Below are 22,567 nucleotides of genomic sequence, written 5' to 3' on the forward strand. Positions count from 1 at the left end.
ATCAGGCCCGCGGCGCGCTTCACCCCATTCCGTTCGCACACGTGTGGGGCATGATGGCCGCATGGGGAGCCTGGGAGACCACGCGGGCGAGGGCGCCGGTGGCGGCAACGCCCGTGTGATCGCGGGGCGTTACCGGCTCGAGGCGCGGCTCGGCCGGGGCGGCATGGGGGTCGTGTGGCGCGCCACCGATCTGCTCCTGGGGCGCCAGGTCGCCGTCAAGGAGCTGGACCGCGACGAGACGCTCTCCGACACCGACGCGGAGCAGCGCGAGCGGACCCTGCGCGAGGCGCGGGCGGTCGCCCAGCTGCGGCATCCGCACATCGTGGTCGTCCACGACGTCGTCGTACAGGACGAACAGCCCTACATCGTCATGGAGTTGATCGAGGGCGGCTCGCTGGCGGGCCGGCTCGCGCGGGGCGGGCCGCTGGACGCGCACGCCGTCGCCCGGATGGGCATCGACCTGCTCGGCGCCCTGCGCGCCGCGCACGACGCGGGCGTCCTGCACCGCGACCTCAAGCCCGCCAACGTCCTGCTCGAACAGGACACCGGGCGCGTGGTCCTCACCGACTTCGGGATCGCGCAGGTCACCGGGGCGACGACGCTCACCGAGGTCGGATCGTTCGTGGGCTCGCCCGAGTACACCGCGCCCGAGCGGATGGCGGGGGAGCGGACGGGGCCCGAGTCCGACCTGTGGTCGCTCGGCGCGCTCCTGGCCACCGCGCTCGCCGGTGAGTCGCCGTTCCGCCGCGACTCGATCGGCGGCGTCCTGCACGCCGTCGTCTACGACGAGATCCGCCCGCCGGCCGCCGTCGCGCCCCTGCTGCCCGTCGTGCTCGGCCTGCTCGACCGCGATCCGGTGCGGCGGCTCGACACGGACGAGGCGGAGCGGCTGCTCGTGGCGTACGTCGAGACGGGGCGGATGCCCGCGTCGCCGCGGGAGGGCCCGGGGCCCGGCAGGAACGTTCTGCCGGGGCGCGGCGGTTACTCACCCACGCAGCGCGACCTGCCCGCGGGGGCGCGGCCGCCCGTCGCGGGGCACTCGGCGGGCCGACGGGGGCACGGGCGGGCCGTGCTGATCGCGGCCGCGCTGGTGGCGGCCGTCGCGGGGGCCGGGGTCGCCACCGCCGCGCTCCTGATGGGCCGGGACGACGGCGGGGGCACGACGCCGCCCAACTCGGCGACGGTGACCGGCCACCCGGCGCCCACCGTCACCGTGACCACCCCCACCGCGCGCCCCTCGACGCCCGAGGCGCCCGACGACTACCACGTCGTCAAGGACCCCAAGGGCTTCACGCTCGCCGTCCCCGACCGCTTCCGGCGCGAGGTGGACGGGCCCCGCGTCTTCTACGTCTCGCCGGGCGGCACCTACCGCATCGGCGTCAAGGAGTCGGCCACCGAGCCCGGCGGCCCGCTCGCCGTGCAGCGCCGCTCGGCCGCGAAGGGCCCGCGGAACAACCCCGGTTACCGCGATGGACAGGTCACGGAGGCCACGCACAACGGCAGGCCCGCCGCCCTGTGGGAGTTCACCTGGGACGGCTTCACGGCGGCGGAGGGCGCCCGCCACACGTACGACCTGTGCTGGGAGGAGGGCGGCCGGATGTACGACGTGTGGGTCTCGGCGCCGGTCGGGGACGCGGAGGAGGCGCGGCGCTACTTCGACACGGCGGTCGACACGTTCGTACGCCGGTGAGGCGTGGTGGCCGTACGCCGCCGACGTGCCGCCGACGTGCCGTCGCGTGCATCACCCCGGTCACAAGTGGGCTTCCCGGCTGGAAACCGGTGTGCCCGGCAAGGTACTCATGAGGGCATGAGTAACAACGGGGGAGCACCGCACGGCCCGAACGATCCCACCAGCTTCGGGCTGCGTCCGCCGCAGCAGTCGGGCGTACCGGGGCAGGCGGGGCAGCCCGGTCAGGCGGGGCAGCACGGTGGGGTCGTCCCCGGCAACCCGTACGCGCAGTCCGCGCAGTCCGCGCAGGCACCCGCCGTCACACAGGTCTCCTCCCCGTACGGCGAATCCTCGTACGCCCAGCCCGCCCGGGCCGTGCCCGACCAGCAGGTCGGCGCGGCGGAGCCGGGTGCGGGGCGGCTCGTCGCGGGGCGCTACCGGCTGCTCTCCAAGCTCGGCCACGGCGGCATGGGCACGGTGTGGCGCGCCAAAGACGAGACGGTGGACCGCGAGGTCGCCGTGAAGGAGCCGCGTCTCCCCGACCACCTGCCCGAGCGCGAGCGCGCCAACGCCTTCGAGCGGATGCGCCGCGAGGCGCGCGCCGCGGCCAGGCTCGACCACCCGTCCGTGGTCAACGTCCATGACGTGGCCGTCGAGGACGGGCAGCCCTGGATCGTCATGGAGCTGGTGCGGGGCCGTTCGCTCGGCGCCGTGCTCCAGGAGGGCACGCTCGGCGCCCGCGAGGCCGCCCGCGTCGGACGCGACGTCCTGAACGCCCTGGACGCCGCGCACCAGGCGGGCATCCTGCACCGCGACGTGAAGCCGGACAACGTGATGCTCGGCAACCACGACCGCGTGGTCCTCACCGACTTCGGCATCGCCCAGATCGAGGGCGAGACCAATCTGACGGACACCGGCGGCTTCGTCGGCTCGCCCGAATTCATCGCGCCGGAACGGGTGTTGGGGCAGCGCCCGGGACCGGCCTCCGACCTCTGGTCGCTGGGCGTCGTCCTGTACGCGGCCACGGAGGGCGTCTCGCCCTTCCGCCGCAGCAACACCCCCGCGACGCTCCAGTCGGTCCTGAACGCGACGCCCGCGCCGCCCGCCTCGGACTCCGGGCCGCTGGCCGAGGCGATCAACCGCCTGCTGGCCAAGGACCCCGCGCAGCGGCCGAACGCCGCGCAGGTCCGCGCCCTCCTGGAGGAGGCGGCCGATCCTCCGCAGGCCGCTCCGACGCAGTTCGTCCCGACCGGCGACGCCGGGAGCGGCCGCAAGGGTCTCGTCCTCGGCCGCAAGACGCTGATCGGCATCGGCGCGGTGGTCGTCGCGGCGGCCGTGGCGGCGTACCTGGTCGTCGCGGACCCGTTCGCGGGGTCGCTGCCCGACGCATGGAAGAAGCAGGAGGCGAAGGGGCTCGGCGCGACCGTCGCGGTGCCCGACGGCTACCAGGTCTCCAGGCCCGAGGCCGACGACGACAAGCACTGGGTCCAGTACACCGACTGGAGCGGCGAGATCTGGGTCAACCTGACCCTGCTCAAGAAGTCCGAGGACGCCAGCGGCGAGATCGCGGGGACGGCGGCCGCCGAGATGTACGACGACGACGCCGAGTTCAAGGCGTCCGGCAAGTACGACCTGGGCATGGCCCCCGAACCCGCGCCGAGGACCGACCCCGCGGAGACCGACTACCAGGGCAAGAAGGCCGCGGAGAACACCGTCGTGTACTCCACCACGGACAGCCAGAACCCGCGCCCGCGCGAGCTCAAGGGCTTCTACTACAAGACCACGGCCGGTGACATGTACAAGCTGGTCATCAGCTACCCGGGCAAGGGCGACTTCACCGACCGGGGCCGTGAGGTCGCGAAGACCGCCATCGAGAATCTGGAGATCGACAAGGTCTGATGAGCGCCGACGGGGGAATGCGGGACGGTCGGGGCCGGGAGGGCACCGGCGCCGACGGCCGTCTGATCGGCGGCCGTTACCGCCTCGCGGAGCGCATCGGCTCCGGGGGCATGGGCACGGTGTGGCGTGCCGTCGACGAGCTGGTCGGCAGGGACGTCGCGGTCAAGCAGCCGCGGCTGCCCGGGGATCCGCACGACGCGATGGTGCGGCGGATCTACGCCAGGCTGCACCGGGAGGCCCGCGCTGCCGCGAGCGTGGACCATCCGGCCGCGGTCACCATCCACGACGTGGTCCTGGAGGACGGGCTGCCGTGGATCGTCATGGAGCTGATCCGCGGCGAGTCCCTGCACGAGGTGCTCCAGCGGGAGGCCCTGCCGCCCGAGGAGTCGGCCCGCATCGGGCTCGCGGTCGTCGGCGCGCTGGCCGCGGCGCACGCGCAGGGCATCGTGCACCGCGACGTGAAGCCCGCCAACGTCCTCATCGGCACGCACGGCCGCGTCGTCCTCACCGACTTCGGCATCGCGCACATCAAGGGCGAGGAGTCGCTCACGGTGAGCGGCGAGTTCGTCGGCTCCCTCGAATTCATCGCGCCCGAACGGATGTCGGGGCGCGGCGCGGGCCCCGAGTCCGACCTGTGGTCCCTCGGTGTGCTCCTCTACGCGGCCGTCGAGGGCTGGTCCCCCTTCCGCCGTACGACGATGGAGTCCACGCTCGCCGCGGTCCTCTCCGCGCAGGCGCCGCCGCCGGAGCGGGCCGGGGAACTGGGTCCGCTGATCGAGCGGTTGCTGACCAAGGACCCGGACCTCAGGCCCGGCGCGGCCGAGGTCGCGGCGGCGCTGGAGGCGGTGGCGGAGGGACGCTCGCTGCCGGATCCGGTCGAGCAGGTGCCCGCGCAGGACCCGTCGGGGATGCGGGAGTTGTCGGACGACGTGGGGACGCTGCGGATGTCGCGGCGGCAGGGGCGGCGGCCGGGGGACGACTCCGAGCCCGGCGTCCCGGACCCCGCTCCCGCTCCTGCGCCTGCTCCCGCGTCCGCTCCTGCGCCTGCTCCCGCGTCCAAGCCCCGCCGCACCTCCGCCCTGCTGGCCGCCGCGCTCGCCGGGGCGCTCCTGGTGGGCGGCGGTGTGTGGCTCGGTGTGTCCGTGGGCGGTGGTGACACCTCGTACGACGAGGGGGTGGAGGGAGCGCCGCCGGGAAGCGTCGACGCGCCCCACGACATCCCTGACGACCCCTCGGGCGCCGAGAAGCCCCCCGCCAAGAAGCCCACGGCGTGGAAGACCCGCCCCGAGGACAAGCTCGACGCGGAGATCTCCGTACCCACCACGTACAAGGTCTTCGCGCGCGAGGACAGCGACGCCGACCACGCGCGGCTCGCGGCCCGCCTGGTGGTCTACAGCCCCTCCGAGGGGAGCCTGCTGCAAGTGCGGCTGACCAAGGAGGACGCGGCGTCGACACCCGCCATGACCTGGGCGAAGCAGGAGGCGTCGGTCTGGCGCGACAACGACACGGGCGCCCGCACGAACTACACCAAGACCTCCTTCCACGGCTACGACGCGGCGATCGCCGACACGACGTACGACGACGGCACCGCGACCCGCTGCATGCAGCTCATGATCATCACGGCCGACCAGGAGTTCTACGAGCTGCGCGTGGACATGCCCAAGGGGACGCGGGAGGAGCGCGAGGGCACCGCGCTCTTCAAGGGAGTGCGCGAACGCCTCAAGATCGGAAAGGACATGACCGGCTCCGCGGAGGGCTCCTGAAATTGCCGTGAGGTCGGGCCGCATACCGTGACAACGCGCTGATCAGCGGCTTTGCCGCCAGCAATCACTGGCGCCGTGTGCGTGAGTGGTGAAGGCCCATTACCGATGGGTACCCAAAAGCCTGACGTGGGCCTAGTCTCACGAGCATGACGGACTCGCAGGCCACCGCAGCGCCCCTCGGAACGAACCCGACAGCCCCGGCTCCCGAAGGCGCGCGCACCGCCGCCGACGTGGTCACGCCCGAGCTGATCGCCCAGCTCACGCGTGACGTCATAGGTTCGGGGCGCACGGCCAACCACACGCCGCTCACCGGCGAGAAGCTGGCCGACCTGCCCGAGTCCACCCCCGAGGACGTGGCCACCGCCTTCGAGCGGGCCCGTACGGCCCAGATCGCCTGGGCGCGGACCCCCGTCAGGCAGCGCGCCGCCGTCCTGCTCCGCTTCCACGACCTGGTGCTCCAGCGCCAGGCCGAGGTGCTCGACCTGATCCAGCTGGAGACCGGCAAGGCCCGGCTGCACGCGCACGAGGAGATCCAGGCCGTCGCGGTCGCCGCCCGGCACTACGGCCGCAAGGCCCCCTCGTACCTGAGCCCCAAGCGGCACACCGGCGTCGTCCCGACCCTCACCAAGGTCACCGAGAACCGCCAGCCGCGCGGCGTCGTCGGACAGATCGCCCCCTGGAACTACCCCTTCGAGCTGTCCATCGGCGACGCGCTGCCCGCCCTCGTCGCGGGCAACGCGCTCGTGATGAAGCCCGACACCGAGACCTGCCTGACCGCCCTGTGGGCCCGCGACCTGATCATCGAGGCCGGACTGCCCTCCGAGGTCTTCCAGGTCGTCCTCGGCGAGGGCCCGGTCGTGGGCCCCGAGCTCGTCAAGCACGCCGACTACGTCTCCTTCACCGGCTCCACCCGCACCGGACGCGAGGTCGCCCAGGGCGCCGCGGCCCGCCTGGTCGGCGTCTCACTCGAACTCGGCGGCAAGAACGCCATGTTGGTCCTGCACGACGCCGATGTCGACAAGGCCGCGGCGGGCGCGGTGCGGGCCTGCTTCTCGTCCGCGGGCCAGCTGTGCATCTCCATCGAACGCCTCTACGTCCACGAGTCGATCGCCGACCGGTTCGTCGAGCGCTTCGCCGAGCGCACGAAGGCCATGCGGCTGGGCACGTCCCTCACGTACGGCGCCGACATGGGCTCCCTCGTCGGCGAGCGGCAGCTGGAGACCGTCACCCGGCACGTCGACGAGGCCGTCGCCAAGGGCGCCACGCTCGTCGCGGGCGGCGTCGCCCGCCCCGACATCGGCCCCTACTTCTTCGAGCCGACCATCCTGGACGGCGTCGAGGCCCCGATGTCCGTCTGCAACGAGGAGACCTTCGGCCCGGTCGTCTCCATCTACCGCTTCACGGACGAGAACGAGGCGGTCGAGCTCGCCAACGCCACGTCGTACGGCCTGAATTCCTCGGTCTGGACGAAGGACGGCAGGCGCGGCCGCCAGGTCGCCGCCCGGCTCCGCACCGGCACCGTCAACGTCAACGAGGGCTACGCGCCCGCGTACGGCAGCGTGCAGTCCCCGATGGGCGGCATGAAGGAATCGGGCCTCGGCCGCAGGCACGGCTCCGAGGGCATCCTCAAGTACACCGAGGCGCAGACCGTCGCCACCCAGCGGATCATGCCGCTCGCACCCTCCTTCGGCCTGGACGACGAGAAGTACGCGGCGTTCATGAGCACGAGCTTGAAGGTCATGAAGGCGTTCCGCTTGCGCTAGCAGCGCCCCGCGAGAGGCGCGGGGAACTGCGCGAGCGACCACAGTCGGCCCGCGGGAATCGAACGAGGAGAGTCAATGCCACAGGAGAGCTCTGCCCAGATCCAGGTGGGCGACGACGACACCTACGACTACGACGTAGTCGTCGTAGGCAGCGGCTTCGGCGGCGCCGTCTCCGCCCTGCGCCTCACCGAGAAGGGCTACCGCGTAGGCGTGCTCGAAGCCGGTCGCCGCTTCACGCGCGCGACCCTGCCCAAGAACTCCTGGGACCTGAAGAACTACCTCTGGGCCCCCGCCCTCGGCCTCTACGGCATCCAGCGCATCCACCTGCTCGGCAACGTGATGGTCCTCGCGGGCGCGGGCGTCGGCGGTGGCTCGCTGAACTACGCCAACACCCTGTACGTGCCACCGGCGCCGTTCTTCAAAGACCCGCAGTGGAAGGACATCACGGACTGGCAGGACGAGCTGAGCCCGTACTACGAGCAGGCCAAGCGCATGCTCGGCGTACGACTCAACCCCACGACGACGCCCTCGGACGTCCATCTGAAGGCCGCCGCCCAGGAGATGGGGGTCGGCGACAGCTTCCACATGGCGCCCGTCGGCGTCTTCTTCGGCGACAAGGACGACGCGGACGGACAGTCAACGGCCAGGCCCGGCAAGGAAGTTCCTGACCCCTACTTCGGCGGGGCCGGACCCTCCCGCAGGGCCTGCACCGAATGCGGCGAGTGCATGACCGGCTGCCGCCACGGCGCGAAGAACACCCTCAACGAGAACTACCTCTACCTCGCCGAGAAGGCGGGCGCCGTCGTCCACCCGATGACCTCGGTCGTCGCCGTCACCGAGGACTCGCGGGGCGGGTTCGCGGTGCGCACCCTGCCCACCGACGACAAGCGCAAGGGCAAGGGGCGTACGTTCAAGGCCCGCAAGGTCGTCGTCGCCGCGGGGACGTACGGCACGCAGACCCTGCTGCACCGCATGAAGGACTCCGGGCTGCTGCCCCGCCTCTCCGAGCGGCTCGGCACCCTGACCCGCACCAACTCCGAGGCCCTGGTGGGCGCCCAGACCACCGACCGCCGCTACCGCAAGCGGCACGGCGCCGAGAAGGTCGACTTCACCAAGGGCGTCGCGATCACCTCGTCGATCCACCCGAACGACAGCACGCACATCGAGCCCGTCCGCTACGGCAAGAAGTCCAACGCGATGGGCGGCATGACGCTGCTCCAGGTCCCGTACAGCGTCAAGGGCGGCAAGGACCGGGTCACCGGATGGCTCGGCAACATGGCGCGCCACCCGCTGCTCGCGGTGCGCTCCCTGTCCAACCGGCGCTGGTCGGAGCGGACCATCATCGGCCTGGTGATGCAGTCGCTCGACAACTCCCTGACGACGTACCGCAAGGAGAAGGGGCTCGGCAAGGGCCTGCTCACCGCCCGGCAGGGCCACGGGGCGCCGAACCCGAACCAGATCCCCGAGGCGACCCGCGCCGCGACGATCCTCTCCCAGGAGATCAACGGCTTCGCAGGATCGAACATCGGCGAGCTCATGGGCACCCCGCTGACCGCGCACTTCCTCGGCGGCTGCCCGATCGGCGACTCGGCGGACACCGGCGTCATCGACCCCTACCACCGGCTCTACGGCCACCCCGGCATCTCGGTCGTCGACGGCGCCGCGGTCTCGGCGAACCTGGGCGTGAACCCGTCCCTGACGATCACCGCGCAGGCCGAGCGCGCCATGTCGTTCTGGCCCAACAAGGGCGCCGATGACCCGCGTCCCGCGCAGGGCGCGGCGTACGTACGCCTCGCGGCGGTCGAGCCGAAGAGCCCGGCGGTCCCCGCGGACGCGTTCGGCGCGCTGCGGCTGCCGTTCCTGGGGATGCCGACGGTGCCGTCCAAGAAGCCGTAACTCTCCCTGGTCGGCCGGTGACTCACGCTGGACCGTCACCACTGCCCCTGGACACACGTAAGGACCTGCACCCCCCTCCGAGCGCAGGTCCTTCCGCGTGATCAGGTGCCGCCGGTCGGGCGGCTGCCGCTGTTACGCGGCGGCGTCGGCCTTGCGGCGACGCACGACGAACACCGCGCCCGCACCGGCGACGACGGCGATGCCGCCCGCGATGCCGATCGTCGGCAGCATCGAGCTGGAGCCGGTCTCGGCGAGGCTGCCGGTGACCGGGAGGTCCTTGGCGCCGCCCTGCGGCTTCGTGACGTTGGTCGGCAGGTGCTTGCCGGGCTTCGGCTTGGCCGTGCCCGGGTCGTCGTTGTCGCTACCGGCCTTGAGGATCGTCAGCGGGTAGTAGTCGAACGAGTTGCGCACGCAGTTCGCCTCGGAGTCGACGTAACCGCCGAGACCGATCGCGTAACCGGGTCCGGCCGGGGCCTTGACGCTGACCTTGAGGCGCAGCTTGATGTCGACCTTCTCCTTGGCGCCGAGCTCGGTGACGCCGAAGGCGAGGCCGCCGTCCAGGTCGCCGTCGATCGACTCCCAGGACTTGGTCTCCGGGTCGAAGTACTGGAGGTTGGCGTAGTTGCTCAGCCAGTCCTTCTCGTCCGCACCGTCGCTGTCGACGGCCGCGATCCACTGGACCTCGCCGAGCTCCTCGTCGGTGGGGTTGGCGGCACGCAGCTCGAACTGGTGCCAGCCGCTGCCCGCGACGATCTTGCCGGGCAGGCCGTTGATGCTCATCTCCAGCTTGGAGTCGACGTCCTCGCCGTCCTCGTCCACCGGGCAGTCGGTGGGCGGCTCGGTGGGCTCCTCGGTCGGCTTGGCCGTGGGCTTGTCCGTGGGCTTCTCGGTCGGCTTCTCGGTGGGCTTGGCCGTCTCGGTGGGCTTGTCCGTCGGCTTCTCGGTCGGCTTCGTCGTCTCGGTCGGCTTGTCCGTCGGCTTGGGAGTCTCCGTCGGCTTGTCGGTCGGCTTGGGCGTCTCGGTCGGCTTGGCCGTCTCCGTGGCCGTCTCGGTCGGGGACACGGTGGTGGTGTCCCCGGTCGCGAACGCGGCGGGCGCCGACAGGAGCGCGATCGGGACTATGGCAGCCGTTGCGGCCGTGACGGCCATGGCACGACGAAGCTTCATGAAGACCTCAGGGAGTCCGGCGCACTGCCTGGTGGGCAGTACGGAGGTGGAGGCCTCCGCGGTGGGGCGCGGTTGTGGCCGTTGTTACTGCATGCATGACCTGCGATCCCTGTGAATGGTTGTCCTCGAACTGACGGAATTCTTATGTGCGGTGGATCACAACGCTTGTGCCGGTGGGACGGGGTGCCGTAGAACTTCCCCCGCCCGAACGGGCCGAGCTCAAGGGGGAGGGGACAGCGTGGCCATACCCGACGAGGTGTGGGAGAGATTCGAGAAGGACAGCGAGCGGGACATCCGCTCGACCGCGCCGAAGGAGCCGTCCGCGCGGGCGCGCATGGTGGCCGAGCGGCTGCGGCGCCTGGACGAGGAGGCGGCCCGACAGCAGGCGGAGCGGGCCGGACGCCTCCGCCGCAGGCGCGGGAAGCGCAAGGCCGATCCCGAGCCGTGGCGCCCCGACGGCTGGCGCGCCGCGCCCACGGGACCGAGCCGAGGCGGCCGCTCCGAACGGAGCCGCCGGGTGTGGAGCGTGGTGATCGTGATCGGTGGCATGGCCCTCGCGATCGCGCTGCTCAGCCCGTTCCGCTTCTGGATCTGGGGCTGGTGAACGGACCGTTCGGCAGGACGGAACCGTCAGCGATCTTCCTCCGTCGTAGAAGGGGTGCGGGTGACTCCGCACGATGCGATACGTGAGTGAGTGGGGGAAGAACGTGAAGTCAGCTGTGTCGCGGGCCGTGGTGGCCGTATCCGTGGTGGCCGCACTCGGCTCGCTCGCCGCGTGCGGTGGTGGCAGCGGCGACGACGCCGGGAAGTCGGCGAAGCCGGGCGCGAGCAAGAGTGCGGGTTCTGGTTCGGACTCGGCTTCCGGTTCCGGTTCCGGCGCGGACGGTGGCGCGGGCTCCGGCGGTTCGCGGGCCGCCGCCAAGCTGGAGAAGGCCGCCCTCGGGGCCGGTGACATCAAGGGCTACAAGGTCGAGAAGGCCGACGAGGCCGCCGCGCGCCCGGCGGGCACCGTGTCCCCCTCGGTCTGCGCGCCGCTCGCCGCGGTGCTCGGACCGGGTACGCCGCCGAAGGCCGATGCCCACGTCGGCCGCGTCCTGAGCGGCTCCGACGCCTCGGGCGGCTCCGGCAAGGGCGACGTGCCGATCACCGACGTCGGCCTCTCCGCCTACGCGCGGGCCGACGCCACGAAGTCCATGGAGGGCCTGCGCACGGCCCTGAAGTCGAAGAAGTGCTCCACCTTCGGCGTCGGCGCGCACCGGTTCCTCGGCGTCCACGCGCTGCCCGCGCCGGACAAGGGCGACGAGGCCGTGTCGTACAAACTGGCCCAGCGCAAGGGCGAGTTCCTGATGCGCGAGAGCGTCACGGTGGTCCGCCGCGGCGGGACCCTCGTCGTCTTCGAGGCGTCGAACCTGTACGACCCCGAGGGCGTCCAGGAGGACAAAGAGGCGGCACGGGACGGCAGGGAGGGCGCCGGCACGCCCACGGCGGACGAGGACCCGAAGCTCGCCCCGGCGATCGTCGACGCACAGCTCAGCAAGGTGTGAGTTGACGGAGGAGGCGTTCAGGCAGAGCGAAGGGCCCCGCGGGACGGATCCGCGGGGCCCTTGGCTGTCAGCACCGACGTCAGGGCAGCGTCGATGCCTCGGGGCGGCGCCGGGGGGTGTGCGCCGCTGGTTCGAGTGCCGGTGGCCGCCCCGGCGCACAGGGGGCGCTCGGGTGGTATCGACCATTGGCAATGAAGCTGTGGAGGGGGGTCGGGAACCCCGCCCTCTTACGCATCGTGCTGGATGCGTTGTTGGGGACGCAACCGTTTCGACCACATCGACAAGGGGGGAAGGGGGACGGAGGCCGGCCGGCTCCGGGCGTCCCCGAAGCCGACCGTTCTCTTGGGTGACCGGGCTGCTGTCCCCTGCCGTCCGGTCACATATCTGGAGCGAGGTCCCACGGCGTACGCATGCGATCCGTACGCCTCATCGCTCCAGCGGAGCCACGCGTGGTTCTTACGGGCCCGCCCCTGGCTGACACGGACACCGGGACCAACGAAGCCCGCCCGGAACCGGTCACGCGCCGTACGGGTGAGAACGCATCCGAACTCAGGTCCACAGGCGCCCGGGGCGGCCCTCGCGCCGGGTCAGACCTGGCCCCGGCACAGCTCGAGGAGCGTCATCGCGAGCGTCGTGCCGGGCTTGCCGAGCGAGTCCCTGTAGTGGCCGAGGACCTCCATCTCGCGGGAGAGGTTCACGCGGCGGCCGCCGGAGGTGATGCGGGCCTCCTGGATGACGGCCGAGACGGCCATCCGTTCCTGGATGAGACCGATGATGCGGTCGTCGAGCGTGTCGATCCGCTCACGGGCGTTCTCGATCAGGTCCGCGGCCTCGGGGGTGCGGGCGCCGGTCTTGTCCGCGGCGGTGACGGCGGTGACGGCGGTGGTTGCGACGGTGCCGGTGGTGGCGGTGGCGGTCATGTGGGGCTCCTCGTGTCCTGGGGTCTTCGTGGGTGGGGGAGCCCCGGAGCGGCAAGGTCCGCGAACGACAGAGCGCCCCGGGCCTTGTCGGCCCGGGGCGCCCGGTAAGTCGCTTGTCAGGTGATCAAGCAGCTCGACCATGGCAGCCGGCAGGCCGGTTGCCATAGGTAAAGAGGAAGCTCAGGTGCTTGGTCACGGAGCCAGTATGCCCCCACGGGCGCGTGCCCGGTCAATCCGGCCTCCCCGGCGGCTCGGATGCTGAGACGTCCCGCACAGCGGCTCCGCTCCGTCGGATGCGACGAAGAAGGCCCCGCCAGGCCCGGTAGAATCGACAAACACAGACCCCCTGCTCACGCACTGAGCCTCTCGCTCACGCTCAACGCCGGAAGGCCGCCGCCGTGCCATCAGCGCCCCCCGCTGCCGCCGCTCCCGAGACCGTCCTGGTCGTCGACTTCGGAGCGCAGTACGCCCAGCTCATCGCCCGCCGCGTCCGTGAGGCCCGGGTCTACAGCGAGATCGTGCCGAGCACGATGCCGGTCTCCGAGATGCTCGCCAAGAGGCCCGCGGCGATCATCCTCTCCGGCGGCCCCTCGTCGGTGTACGCGGAGAACGCGCCCACCGTCGACCGTCAGCTCTTCGAGGCCGGTGTCCCCGTCTTCGGCATGTGCTACGGCTTCCAGCTGATGGCGACCGCCCTCGGCGGCACCGTCGACGACAACGGCGCCCGTGAGTACGGCCGCACGCCGCTGTCCGTCTCCAAGCCCGGATCCACCCTCTTCGAGGGCACCCCGGCCGAGCAGTCCGTGTGGATGTCGCACGGCGACGCGTGCAGCGCGGCGCCCGAGGGCTTCACCGTCACCGCGTCCACGGACGTCGTGCCGGTCGCGGCCTTCGAGGACGACGAGAAGAAGCTGTACGGCGTGCAGTACCACCCCGAGGTGATGCACTCCACGCACGGCCAGCAGGTCCTGGAGCACTTCCTCTACCGCGGCGCGGGCATCAAGCCGAACTGGACGACCGGCAACGTCATCGACGAGCAGGTCGCCGCGATCCGCGAGCGGGTCGGCACCAAGCGCGCCATCTGCGGCCTGTCCGGCGGCGTGGACTCCGCCGTCGCCGCCGCCCTCGTACAGAAGGCCATCGGCTCGCAGCTGACCTGCGTCTACGTCGACCACGGCCTGATGCGCAAGGGCGAGACCGAGCAGGTCGAGAAGGACTTCGTCGCCGCCACCGGCGCGAACCTGAAGGTCGTCGACGCGAGCGAGCGCTTCCTCGACGCGCTGGCCGGGGTCTCCGACCCGGAGACCAAGCGCAAGATCATCGGTCGTGAGTTCATCCGCGTCTTCGAGCAGGCGCAGCTGGAGATCCTCCAGGAGGACGGCCCCGAGGTCGCCTTCCTCGTGCAGGGCACGCTCTACCCGGACGTCGTCGAGTCCGGCGGCGGCACCGGCACGGCGAACATCAAGTCGCACCACAACGTCGGCGGTCTGCCCGACGACATCGAGTTCGAGCTCATCGAGCCGCTGCGCCAGCTGTTCAAGGACGAGGTCCGGATGGTCGGCTCCGAGCTCGGCCTGCCGGACGAGATCGTCCAGCGCCAGCCGTTCCCCGGCCCCGGCCTCGGCATCCGCATCGTCGGCGAGGTCACCAAGGACCGTCTCGACCTGCTGCGCGAGGCCGACGCCATCGCCCGCGAGGAGCTGACGGCGGCCGGTCTCGACCGGGAGATCTGGCAGTGCCCGGTCGTGCTGCTCGCGGACGTCCGCAGCGTCGGCGTCCAGGGCGACGGCCGCACGTACGGCCACCCGATCGTGCTGCGTCCCGTCTCCTCCGAGGACGCGATGACGGCCGACTGGACGCGCATGCCGTACGAGGTCCTCGCGAAGATCTCGACGCGCATCACCAACGAGGTCGCCGACGTGAACCGCGTCGTCCTCGACGTGACGAGCAAGCCGCCGGGGACCATCGAGTGGGAGTGATCTCCCCGCACCGCTGAGACGGCGTCGTCCACACCCTGTGGGCGACGCCGTTCGCGTACGACGGGTCAGGCGCGCCTGGTCTTCTTCAGCGGGGCGCCCGGCTTCCACACCTCGACGGCCAGGTACGTGCCGTCCTCGATGGAGGTGCGCACCACCTCCGTCAGCTCGGTGCGGAAGAGGTGGAACGCGTCCGGGTCCGGCGGATGCACCGCTTCCGTGTAGAGCGCGACGACCTCCGGATCCCGCACCTCGACGGCCCGGCCCGCGATCCGGACGTCGCCGTCCGCCATCTCCGAGCCCGGCCCGTGGTTCGCCTGCAGCGCGAAGCGCGGGTCGCGGCGCAGGTCGAGCGCCTTGAGCGAGTTCGGCATCATGCCGAGCCACAACTCGCCGTTCAGGAAGCGGACTTCCATCCCGGTGGTGCGCGGCGAACCGTCCTTGCGGAGCGTCGCGAGGGTGTGGTGGGTGAACGCGCCGAAGCGCTTCTCGACGGTCTCGGCGAGGTCGGACTCTGCGGCGGCGAAGGCTTCCCAGTTCCACGACATACGGAGAGTCTGACGCGGATACCCGACACCTCCTGTCCGTATTCGCGGCACCGTTGATCGTGCCCTGCCTCTGTCCTCCTGTGCTTCCCACCGGTAACTTCCGCCCCGTACAGCCAGGGATGGAGGACACATGCAGGCGCCCACACCGATACCCGTCGAGCGGTTGCAGTTCGCGATGCCGCCCGTGCACGACTCCGTGGCGGACGAACGGCGCCACCGCAAGGAGCGCCTCGCCGGTGCCCTGCGGCTCTTCGGGCGGCTCGGGTACGAGGACGGCGTCTCCGGGCACATCACCGCGCGGGACCCGGAGTACGCCGACTGCTTCTGGGTGAACCCCTTCGGGATGCCCTTCAAGCACATCACCGTCGGCGACCTCGTCCTCGCCAACGCCGACGGGCAGGTCGTCGAGGGGCGCCACCACGTCAACCAGGCCGCGTTCACCGTCCACGCCCAGGCGCATCTGGCGCGGCCCGACGTGGTAGCCGTCGCGCACTGCCACTCGCTGCACGGCCGCGCCCTCGCCACGCTCGGCGAACTCCTCGACCCGATCACCCAGGAGGCGTGCGCCTTCTACGAGAGCCACGCGCTGTACGACGGCTACACCGGAGTCGTCGTCGACGCCGACGAGGGGCGCAGGATCGCGACCGCGCTCGGCGACCACAAGGCGGTCATCCTGCGCAACCACGGGCTGCTCACCGTCGGCGACTCCGTCGACGCCGCCGCCTGGTGGTTCATCACCATGGAGCGCTCCTGCCAGGTCCAGCTGAGCGCGCGGGCCGCGGGCCGGCCGGTGCTGATCGGCCACAAGCAGGCGGTGCGGACCAGGGAGCAGCTCGGCAGCGATCTGGTCGCGTGGATCAATTACCAGTCCCTGTGGCAGGACATCAGCCGCAGCGAACCGGATCTGCTGACCTGAGGAGTCCGCCCAGGTCCGTGCCCCGCCCGTCAATGCGAGCGTGGCGCGTTCACCCCCACTGACCTGACCTACGGGATTCGTTCGTCCTTCAGTGCGGCACAATTCCCCTTCTCTGCAAGGAAGTTCACGGGCCGTCCCGGCGGCCCTCGGGGTGGGGAAGGCGGCGCAGAAGGTGGCAGTGCAGGAGGCGAGACAGGGCGCGCACGGGGGCGGCTGCACGTGCGGCGGCTGCCCGCACGGCGCGCGCGAGGGGCACCGGCGTGCCGTGGCCGAGTTCCTCGCCAAGCGCGACGCACTCGCGGCGGGGGAGGGGCTGCCGCCTGCCGTCGCGCACTCGGCGGGCGCCTCCCGCCAGTGGGTGTCCGACGAACTGACGCAGTCCGCGCGCGCCGTCGCCGAGCGCGGCAGGGCCGAGGGCGACGCCTGGCCGCACCGGCTGTGGACGCGCACGCTCGTCGTGGTCTGGGGCGCGTTCGCCGTGCTGCTCGTGGTCCAGGCGCTGACCGCGATCGGCCCCGGCTGGACGGCCGCGCGCACGGCCGGTCTCCTCGCGGCCCTGGCCGTGGGCGCGCTGCTGACCGGCGCCGGACACCTCCACCGGGCGCGCGGCGGGGTCCTCGCACCGGTGATCGGAGAGGACAACCGGCTCTCCACCTCGCGTGCCGTGGCCGCCTGCTGGGTGCTCCTCGTCGTCTTCGCGGTGCTCGTCCTCGCGGGCCAACTGGCCGCGGCGTCCGGCCCTGACCGGCGCGACGAGCTGATCTCCGGGCTCGAACTCGCCCGCGCCGCGGGGATGGTGACCGTCCTCGCCGTGGTGTGCGGGGTGGCGGTGCTCGTGCGCCGCGTCGTCGGTGTGCGCGTGCTCGGCCAGCGGTTGCAGAAGGTCCGCGCCGACCGGCCGCGGGCCGCCGACGCGCTCACCGACGACGCGGGCCGCGGCAGCTTCACCGATGTGCAGTACGTCCTGGTCAGCGCGGTCGCGGTGGTCTTCGCCGCGGTCCGGCTCGCGCGCCGCCCCGAGCAGCTGCCCGACCTGCCGTGGGGGCTCGCGCTGCTCGTCCTGGTCTCCGCCGCGACATACCTGGCGGGCAAGTACTCCGAAGGCGGCCGTCCCGTGATCCTCTCCGTCGTCCGCGCCAGGGAGGCGGGTGACCTGGACGCACCCATCCGTACGGGTGACGACATCGAGATCCGCGGCGCGGGCTTCGTGCCGCCCGGCGCCGGTGCCGCGGACCGGCTCGCCCGCATGGTCGTCCGCATCGGCACCGTGCACGTCCACGTGCCGCTCGTCCCCGTGCCGGGCGGCTTCACCAACCCGACCGACGCCACGTTGACCGTGCCCGTCCCCGTCGACGTCGAGCCCGGCCGCGTCGACGTCCAGGTGATCACCGCCGCGGGCATCGAGACGAACCGCGTCACCATCGACGTCACGGACTGAAACCGTCGCTTCCCTGTCGGCGCCATCGGTGAGCAGCACCCCCTCTTCGTACGTATGGTCAGATGACGGGTCGACGGGAGAGGCGGCGGAGCGATGGCGCACGGCATGCGGACGGACAGCCACACCAGCTATGTCAGACGCGACGACTGGCGGGAGTCCGCCACCCGCTACGCCCTGCTCCCCCTGCGGGTCTTCCTCGGCGTCACCTTCATCTACGCCGGTCTGGACAAGCTCACCGACAGCGCCTTCATGCAGGCCAGCGGGGCGGGCTCGATCGGCGCCATGATGGAGGGCGTCCGTGACATCTCGGCGATCCCCGCACTCGTCGACCTCGCCCTCAAGAGTCCCGTCGGCTTCGGCTACGCCATCGCCCTCGGCGAACTGGCCGTCGGCATCGGCACTCTGCTCGGCCTCTTCGCCCGGCTCGCCGCGCTCGGCGGAGCGCTGATCTCGCTCAGCCTCTGGCTGACCGTCAGCTGGTCCACCGAGCCCTACTACTACGGCAACGACCTGGCCTACCTGATGGCGTGGCTGCCCCTGGTGCTCGCCGGAGCCTCCGTCTTCTCCCTCGACGCCCTGCTCGCCGAACGCCGCAGGAACGCGATGGGGCTCGGCTAGCCGGGCCCGGACCAGTCCTGAAGGATTCTGCGGCCGGGGCTAGTCCGGAGGGCGTCGGCCGCCCGCACGGCCCGAGGACCGCGGACGTATCCCGTGGACCGCCGCCACCACGCCCGCGATCAGCAGCCCCACCATCACCATCGGCAGCGCGACGAACCAGGGCGCGTCCCAGGCACCGCCCGCGTCGCCCGCGTACACGACGGCGATCGCCAGCAGGAAGAGGCCCGCGACCAGCTTTCCCGGGTGGAATTCATGACGTAGCACGGGTCACCTTCGCTTGTCCGACGCCGACTTCCAGGTGCAGATCGATCGTGCCGCCAGACGTGCTGCCCGAGGGCGGCTCCAGCGTCACCTTCTTCTCCCGTCCCGGCGCGATGTCCAGGTCCTTGTTCTTGTCGCTCGGCAACACGATGTCACCGACGCCCACTTCGGCGTAGAGGCGCACGGTGGCGTCCTTCGGCACGGTCACCCGGAGATCGCCCGCGCCGACCTCGGCATGGGTCTTCACCGTCTGCCCCTTGCCGACACGGATCTTGCTCAGGTCGAGCCTGCCGGTGCCGAGGCCCACCTCGTACTGCGGCCGGACGTCCGCCGCCGTGGCCGGTATCCAGTCCGTGCGGGCGTAGTGCGTGGTGATGTTCTTCGGGAGGGCGGCCGTGGCCGCAAGGAGTCCGGCCGTGAGGACCGCGAGCACGATCGATCCCGCGCCCGTGCGTCCCAGGAGGGCGCTGACCGCGATGCCGATGGCGAACACCGCGAGCGCACAGGCCAGGCCGGTCTGCAAGGTCGTGCCGAGTGGGTGCGTCTCCCACGTCAGACCCGTACCGAGGCCGCCCGCGAGCAGGGCGAACAGGAACACCCAGCCGCCGATCCAGCGGGGCCCCCGGGGCCTGGGCGGCGGGGCGGGCGGGGTCTCGCCGCGAGGCGTGCCGGGGTGGCGGCCGCTCGGCCGGTAGCTGACGTCGAGGCCCGCGGGGCCCCAGAAGTAGCCGGAGATCCCGTCGTGCGTGCCGTCCTTCACGATCGGGTCGCGCCACCACGACGGACCACCGGCGACCGGCGGCGCCTTCGCCTCGGGCGGGGCGTCGGCCGCGGCGTGCGCCGCCACCGGGTCGGGGTAGGGCGCGCCGCGCTGCTGCGACCAGTACCCCGCGCCCGCGAGGAGCAGGGTGAGGACGGCGGCGAAGGTCAGCGCCCCGCCGTTGTTCAACAGCGTGAGGAAGACGCCGCAGCCGACGAGGGCGAAGAGCACGGCCGTCAGGGCCTGCCCGTCGACCCGGCCGGAGAGCAGCCTGCGCGCCTCGTTCTCCTCCTCGTCCTCGTACGGCACGAGGAGCCAGGCGAAGCCGTAGACCACCAGGCCGATGCCGCTGGTGATCGCGAGGACCGCGAGACCGATGCGGAAGATCACCGGGTCCATGTCGCAGTGCCGTCCCAGCCCCGCGCACACGCCGCCGAGCTTCTTGTGCCCGCGGTCGCGACGGAACGTGCGCTCCACGGCGGGCAGGCCCGGCTCGGGGCCGCCCGCGAGGCCGCCGTGCTCGCCCCGCGAGCCGTGCACGGCATCGCGGAGGGCGGCCTCGGTCACCGTCTCGGCGGGCTGCTGATCTGTCATGCGTCCATGGTGACTGCCGCGAGGCCGCCGCGGCAGTCGGGACGACCCTGGCCGAACCCTGATATTGCCCCTGAGACCCCTGGGGACCCGACCCTGACAGGGCCGGGACGGGGACGGAGATCAGGGAAGTCTCGGGGGTCGACCCTGATGCCCGCACCCGCGCGCACGTGTGAATATCGGTGGCATGCCGGAAGCCGCTGCACCGCCCATCGACGACGTCCGACCGCTGCGAAAGCTCTACCGCAGCGATGACGGCCGTTGGCTCGGCGGTGTCGCGCGCGGCCTCGCGGGACATCTCGGACTGCCCGTGATCTGGGTCCGGCTCGTCTTCGTCGGCCTGTTCACCGCGGACGGCCTGGGCGCGCTGCTGTACGCGGCGTTCTGGTTCTTCGTCCCGCTCGGCATCGGCGGTGTCGGCTCCGAGCGCCCGCCCGCGGCCGTCGCCACCGAGACGTCGTCCGACGGCCGACGCAGGCTCGTCGCCCGCAAGCCGGACAAGGGCCAGATCGTCGCGCTCCTCGCGATGGTCGTCGTGGCCATGGTCTTCGTCGGCAATGTGGACCTGGACGGTTCGACCAAGGCGTATGTCGTCCCGACCCTGCTCGTCGCGGCCGGTGTCGCCCTGGTCTGGCGCCAGGCCGACAATGCCCGCAGGGCTCGCTGGATGGCCGTCGGCCGACGCAGGCGCACGCTGACGATCGCCCGGACGGCGGCCGGAGTGCTGCTCGTCGGCGCCGGAGTCTCCGGCGTCTTCGTGCTCCAGGGCTCCGCCGCGCACCTGGGCGCCGTCCTCCAGGCCGCGCTCGCCGTGCTCGTCGGCATCGCGCTCCTCGCGGGCCCGTATCTCGTCCGCATGACGCAGGACCTCTCCGAGGAGCGCCTGATGCGCATCCGGGCCCAGGAGCGGGCCGAGGTCGCCGCCCATGTGCACGACTCCGTGCTGCACACCCTGACCCTCATCCAGCGGAACGCGGAGAGCGCGAGCGAGGTCCGTCGCCTGGCCCGCGCCCAGGAGCGCGACCTGCGGGCCTGGCTCTACAACCCCGAGGGCACCGGCAAGGACGAGGACGAGGAGCCGGACACCCTCGCCGAGGCGGTCCGGCAGAGCGCGGCGGAGGTCGAGGACAAGCACGGCGTCCCGATCGAGGTGGTCGTGGTCGGCGACTGCCCGCTCGACGAGAGGCTGACCGCGCAGATGCAGGCCGCGAGGGAAGCGATGGTGAACGCCGCCAAGTACGGTGGCGAGGGCGGTGCGGTGCAGGTCTTCGCCGAGGTCGAGGGAGAGACGGTGTTCGTGTCCGTCCGGGACCGCGGTCCCGGCTTCGATCTGGATTCCGTGCCGGACGACCGCATGGGCGTACGAGAATCGATCATCGGCCGTATGCAGCGCAACGGAGGCACGGCGCGGCTGCGTGCGGTGCCCGGGGGCGGCACGGAAGTCGAGCTGGAGATGGAGAGGACGGCGACGACATGAGCGACGCGACCGAGGCGAACGAGCCCGCGGAGCAGGCCGGGGCGGGCGGGAGCGAGGGCGGGCGTCGTGTGCGGGTCGTCCTGGTCGACGACCACCGGATGTTCCGTACGGGCGTGCAGGCCGAGATCGGCAGGACCGACGTCACGGGCGTCGAGGTCGTCGGGGAGGCGGCCGACGTCGACCAGGCGGTCACGGTCATCACGACCACGCGACCCGAGGTCGTCCTCCTGGACGTGCACCTGCCCGGCGGCGGCGGGGTGGAAGTCCTGCGCCGCTGCGCCCCGTTGATGACCGCCGCGACGGACCCGGTGCGCTTCCTCGCGCTCTCGGTCTCCGACGCCGCCGAGGACGTCATCGGCGTCATCAGGGGCGGGGCCCGCGGCTACGTCACCAAGACCATCACCGGCACGGACCTGGTGGACTCGATCTTCCGGGTGCAGGAGGGCGACGCGGTGTTCTCGCCGCGGCTCGCCGGGTTCGTCCTGGACGCCTTCGCCTCCACCGACGCGCCCCCGGTCGACGAGGACCTGGACCGCCTCACCCAGCGCGAGCGCGAGGTGCTGCGGCTCATCGCGCGCGGGTACGCGTACAAGGAGATCGCCAAGCAGCTCTTCATCTCGGTGAAGACGGTGGAGTCGCACGTGTCGGCGGTGCTGAGGAAGCTTCAGCTGTCCAACCGGCACGAGCTGACGCGGTGGGCGACGGCGCGGCGGCTGGTCTGAGGTCTCACCTCGGGGCCGGGCCGAGCCTGCGCAGGGCCCAGCGGTAGTGGCGGGCGGCCTTCGCGGCGCCGATGAGGCCCGTCAGCCACAGGACCAGGCCCGCGCCCATGCCGAGCGCGACGTCGGCGTAGGTGTCGCGTCCCGGTTCGGCGTACGCGGCAGCGGCGAAGGACGCCCACAGGCCGAGCGCGCAGACGGCGAGCGAGGACAGCAGCCAGAAGAGGCTGAGGCCGGGGGAGCGCAGCCGGGCGTCGGTGGCCGGGTGGGTGTCCAACGCGAGCCAGGCGTCGGTGAGTTCGCGCAGCCGACGGTCGTGGCGGATGCCGAGGACGACGCCGATCACCGAGGGGGCGAGTGCCGCCACGCCCAGCACCACGAGGACCGGGCCGAGCAGGAAGAAGCTGGGGTCCTTGTCGTCGATGAACTGCAGCGGCAGCGTGAGGAGCGCACAGCCGACCACGCCTCCGAGGCCGCACAGCCACAGCAGCAGGAGCCGGTGCACGCCCAAGTGCCGCCTGCGCAAGTCGTCGAGGGCCATGCCGCGGTCGGTGAGCAGCGTCTGCCGGTCCGGCCAGGTGCGCAGGTGCGCGGGTGGTGGGGGCGGCGGCAGCGTACGGCTAGGCATGGACGTGACATTAC

19 protein-coding genes are annotated in these 22,567 nt (G+C 72.0%); 13 read left to right on the top strand and 6 right to left on the bottom strand.

The genetic code is table 11. From position 1 onward, the window contains the following. Positions 1–61 precede the first annotated feature (61 nt). The 5 genes from KY5_RS24745 (at position 62) to KY5_RS24765 (ending at position 8,990) form a co-directional block, all read left to right on the top strand. Complete coding sequence (locus KY5_RS24745; protein ID WP_098244284.1) at positions 62–1,690, top strand: serine/threonine-protein kinase; 1,629 nt, start codon at positions 62–64, stop codon at positions 1,688–1,690. Positions 1,691–1,807: 117 nt separating this feature from the next. After that, positions 1,808–3,568, top strand: a complete 1,761-nt coding sequence (locus tag KY5_RS24750; protein ID WP_098244285.1) for a serine/threonine-protein kinase — start codon at positions 1,808–1,810, stop codon at positions 3,566–3,568. Beyond that, positions 3,568–5,331: a serine/threonine-protein kinase gene (locus KY5_RS24755; protein WP_234362845.1), complete on the top strand. Its 1,764-nt coding sequence runs from the start codon at positions 3,568–3,570 to the stop codon at positions 5,329–5,331. The genes KY5_RS24750 and KY5_RS24755 overlap by 1 nt, the downstream gene beginning before the upstream one ends. A 146-nt stretch (positions 5,332–5,477) precedes the next feature. Continuing rightward, on the top strand, positions 5,478–7,094 hold the full coding sequence (locus tag KY5_RS24760; protein WP_098244287.1) for a succinic semialdehyde dehydrogenase: 1,617 nt from the start codon (positions 5,478–5,480) through the stop codon (positions 7,092–7,094). Positions 7,095–7,169: 75 nt separating this feature from the next. Further along, on the top strand, positions 7,170–8,990 hold the full coding sequence (locus KY5_RS24765) for a GMC family oxidoreductase (protein WP_098244288.1): 1,821 nt from the start codon (positions 7,170–7,172) through the stop codon (positions 8,988–8,990). Between the two features lie 132 nt (positions 8,991–9,122). On the opposite strand, the gene KY5_RS24770 is transcribed toward KY5_RS24765, so the two are convergent. Next, positions 9,123–10,157, bottom strand: a complete 1,035-nt coding sequence (locus KY5_RS24770) for an LAETG motif-containing sortase-dependent surface protein (protein WP_098244289.1) — start codon at positions 10,155–10,157, stop codon at positions 9,123–9,125. Positions 10,158–10,395: 238 nt separating this feature from the next. Here KY5_RS24770 and KY5_RS24775 point away from each other — a divergent pair, with 238 nt between their 5' ends. Both KY5_RS24775 and KY5_RS24780 read left to right on the top strand, forming a co-directional pair. Beyond that, entirely contained in the window at positions 10,396–10,761 is a 366-nt protein-coding gene (locus tag KY5_RS24775; RefSeq protein ID WP_199843208.1) for a hypothetical protein, read from the top strand. Positions 10,762–10,843: 82 nt separating this feature from the next. After that, positions 10,844–11,701 carry a hypothetical protein gene (locus KY5_RS24780; protein ID WP_159072594.1) on the top strand — a complete coding sequence of 286 codons (858 nt, stop codon included), beginning with the start codon at positions 10,844–10,846 and terminating at the stop codon, positions 11,699–11,701. Between the two features lie 587 nt (positions 11,702–12,288). Here the strand turns inward: KY5_RS24780 and KY5_RS24785 are convergent. After that, on the bottom strand, positions 12,289–12,621 hold the full coding sequence (locus KY5_RS24785) for a chorismate mutase (RefSeq protein WP_098244291.1): 333 nt from the start codon (positions 12,619–12,621) through the stop codon (positions 12,289–12,291). A 398-nt stretch (positions 12,622–13,019) separates the two neighbouring features. Here KY5_RS24785 and guaA point away from each other — a divergent pair, with 398 nt between their 5' ends. Beyond that, positions 13,020–14,600 carry a glutamine-hydrolyzing GMP synthase gene (gene guaA, locus KY5_RS24790; protein WP_098244292.1) on the top strand — a complete coding sequence of 527 codons (1,581 nt, stop codon included), beginning with the start codon at positions 13,020–13,022 and terminating at the stop codon, positions 14,598–14,600. A 65-nt stretch (positions 14,601–14,665) separates the two neighbouring features. Here the strand turns inward: guaA and KY5_RS24795 are convergent, their stop codons facing one another. Further along, complete coding sequence (locus KY5_RS24795) at positions 14,666–15,145, bottom strand: pyridoxamine 5'-phosphate oxidase family protein (RefSeq protein ID WP_098244293.1); 480 nt, start codon at positions 15,143–15,145, stop codon at positions 14,666–14,668. A gap of 130 nt (positions 15,146–15,275) precedes the next feature. Here KY5_RS24795 and KY5_RS24800 point away from each other — a divergent pair, with 130 nt between their 5' ends. The 3 genes from KY5_RS24800 to KY5_RS24810 all read left to right on the top strand — a co-directional run bounded on the left by KY5_RS24800 (position 15,276) and on the right by KY5_RS24810 (position 18,117). Next, on the top strand, positions 15,276–16,061 hold the full coding sequence (locus KY5_RS24800; protein ID WP_098244294.1) for a class II aldolase/adducin family protein: 786 nt from the start codon (positions 15,276–15,278) through the stop codon (positions 16,059–16,061). 172 nt (positions 16,062–16,233) lie between these two features. Beyond that, positions 16,234–17,499, top strand: coding sequence for a hypothetical protein (locus KY5_RS24805; RefSeq protein WP_098247456.1), 1,266 nt, complete (start codon positions 16,234–16,236; stop codon positions 17,497–17,499). 93 nt (positions 17,500–17,592) lie between these two features. Next, positions 17,593–18,117 carry a DoxX family protein gene (locus tag KY5_RS24810; protein WP_098244295.1) on the top strand — a complete coding sequence of 175 codons (525 nt, stop codon included), beginning with the start codon at positions 17,593–17,595 and terminating at the stop codon, positions 18,115–18,117. 39 nt (positions 18,118–18,156) lie between these two features. Here the strand turns inward: KY5_RS24810 and KY5_RS24815 are convergent, their stop codons facing one another. Beyond that, positions 18,157–18,381, bottom strand: a complete 225-nt coding sequence (locus tag KY5_RS24815) for a hypothetical protein (RefSeq protein ID WP_098244296.1) — start codon at positions 18,379–18,381, stop codon at positions 18,157–18,159. After that, complete coding sequence (locus KY5_RS24820; RefSeq protein ID WP_098244297.1) at positions 18,368–19,732, bottom strand: PspC domain-containing protein; 1,365 nt, start codon at positions 19,730–19,732, stop codon at positions 18,368–18,370. The genes KY5_RS24815 and KY5_RS24820 overlap by 14 nt, the downstream gene beginning before the upstream one ends. Before the next feature lie 184 nt (positions 19,733–19,916). Between KY5_RS24820 and KY5_RS24825 the strand changes: the two genes are divergently transcribed. Next, complete coding sequence (locus KY5_RS24825) at positions 19,917–21,206, top strand: ATP-binding protein (RefSeq protein ID WP_199843210.1); 1,290 nt, start codon at positions 19,917–19,919, stop codon at positions 21,204–21,206. After that, the gene (locus KY5_RS24830; protein WP_098244299.1) at positions 21,203–21,928 is read left to right on the top strand and encodes a LuxR C-terminal-related transcriptional regulator; all 726 of its coding nucleotides are present in this window, start codon (positions 21,203–21,205) and stop codon (positions 21,926–21,928) included. The genes KY5_RS24825 and KY5_RS24830 overlap by 4 nt, the downstream gene beginning before the upstream one ends. Positions 21,929–21,932: 4 nt before the next feature. On the opposite strand, the gene KY5_RS24835 is transcribed toward KY5_RS24830, so the two are convergent. Beyond that, on the bottom strand, positions 21,933–22,553 hold the full coding sequence (locus KY5_RS24835) for a hypothetical protein (protein WP_098244300.1): 621 nt from the start codon (positions 22,551–22,553) through the stop codon (positions 21,933–21,935). Between the last annotated feature and the right edge of the window lie 14 nt (positions 22,554–22,567).

Source organism: Streptomyces formicae (assembly GCF_002556545.1).
GTDB classification, from domain to species: Bacteria; Actinomycetota; Actinomycetes; order Streptomycetales; family Streptomycetaceae; genus Streptomyces; species Streptomyces formicae_A.

What these genes read in the sequence shown, in the direction of transcription:
- KY5_RS24745 (WP_098244284.1), top strand. Translation starts at nt 62, where the DNA reads ATGGGGAGCCTGGGAGACCACGCGGGCGAGGGCGCCGGTGGCGGCAAC.
- KY5_RS24750 (WP_098244285.1), top strand. Translation starts at nt 1,808, where the DNA reads ATGAGTAACAACGGGGGAGCACCGCACGGCCCGAACGATCCCACCAGC.
- KY5_RS24755 (WP_234362845.1), top strand. Translation starts at nt 3,568, where the DNA reads ATGAGCGCCGACGGGGGAATGCGGGACGGTCGGGGCCGGGAGGGCACC.
- KY5_RS24760 (WP_098244287.1), top strand. Translation starts at nt 5,478, where the DNA reads ATGACGGACTCGCAGGCCACCGCAGCGCCCCTCGGAACGAACCCGACA.
- KY5_RS24765 (WP_098244288.1), top strand. Translation starts at nt 7,170, where the DNA reads ATGCCACAGGAGAGCTCTGCCCAGATCCAGGTGGGCGACGACGACACC.
- KY5_RS24770 (WP_098244289.1), bottom strand. Translation starts at nt 10,157, where the DNA reads ATGAAGCTTCGTCGTGCCATGGCCGTCACGGCCGCAACGGCTGCCATA.
- KY5_RS24785 (WP_098244291.1), bottom strand. Translation starts at nt 12,621, where the DNA reads ATGACCGCCACCGCCACCACCGGCACCGTCGCAACCACCGCCGTCACC.
- KY5_RS24795 (WP_098244293.1), bottom strand. Translation starts at nt 15,145, where the DNA reads ATGTCGTGGAACTGGGAAGCCTTCGCCGCCGCAGAGTCCGACCTCGCC.
- KY5_RS24800 (WP_098244294.1), top strand. Translation starts at nt 15,276, where the DNA reads ATGCAGGCGCCCACACCGATACCCGTCGAGCGGTTGCAGTTCGCGATG.
- KY5_RS24810 (WP_098244295.1), top strand. Translation starts at nt 17,593, where the DNA reads ATGGCGCACGGCATGCGGACGGACAGCCACACCAGCTATGTCAGACGC.
- KY5_RS24820 (WP_098244297.1), bottom strand. Translation starts at nt 19,732, where the DNA reads ATGACAGATCAGCAGCCCGCCGAGACGGTGACCGAGGCCGCCCTCCGC.
- KY5_RS24825 (WP_199843210.1), top strand. Translation starts at nt 19,917, where the DNA reads ATGCCGGAAGCCGCTGCACCGCCCATCGACGACGTCCGACCGCTGCGA.
- KY5_RS24830 (WP_098244299.1), top strand. Translation starts at nt 21,203, where the DNA reads ATGAGCGACGCGACCGAGGCGAACGAGCCCGCGGAGCAGGCCGGGGCG.
- KY5_RS24835 (WP_098244300.1), bottom strand. Translation starts at nt 22,553, where the DNA reads ATGCCTAGCCGTACGCTGCCGCCGCCCCCACCACCCGCGCACCTGCGC.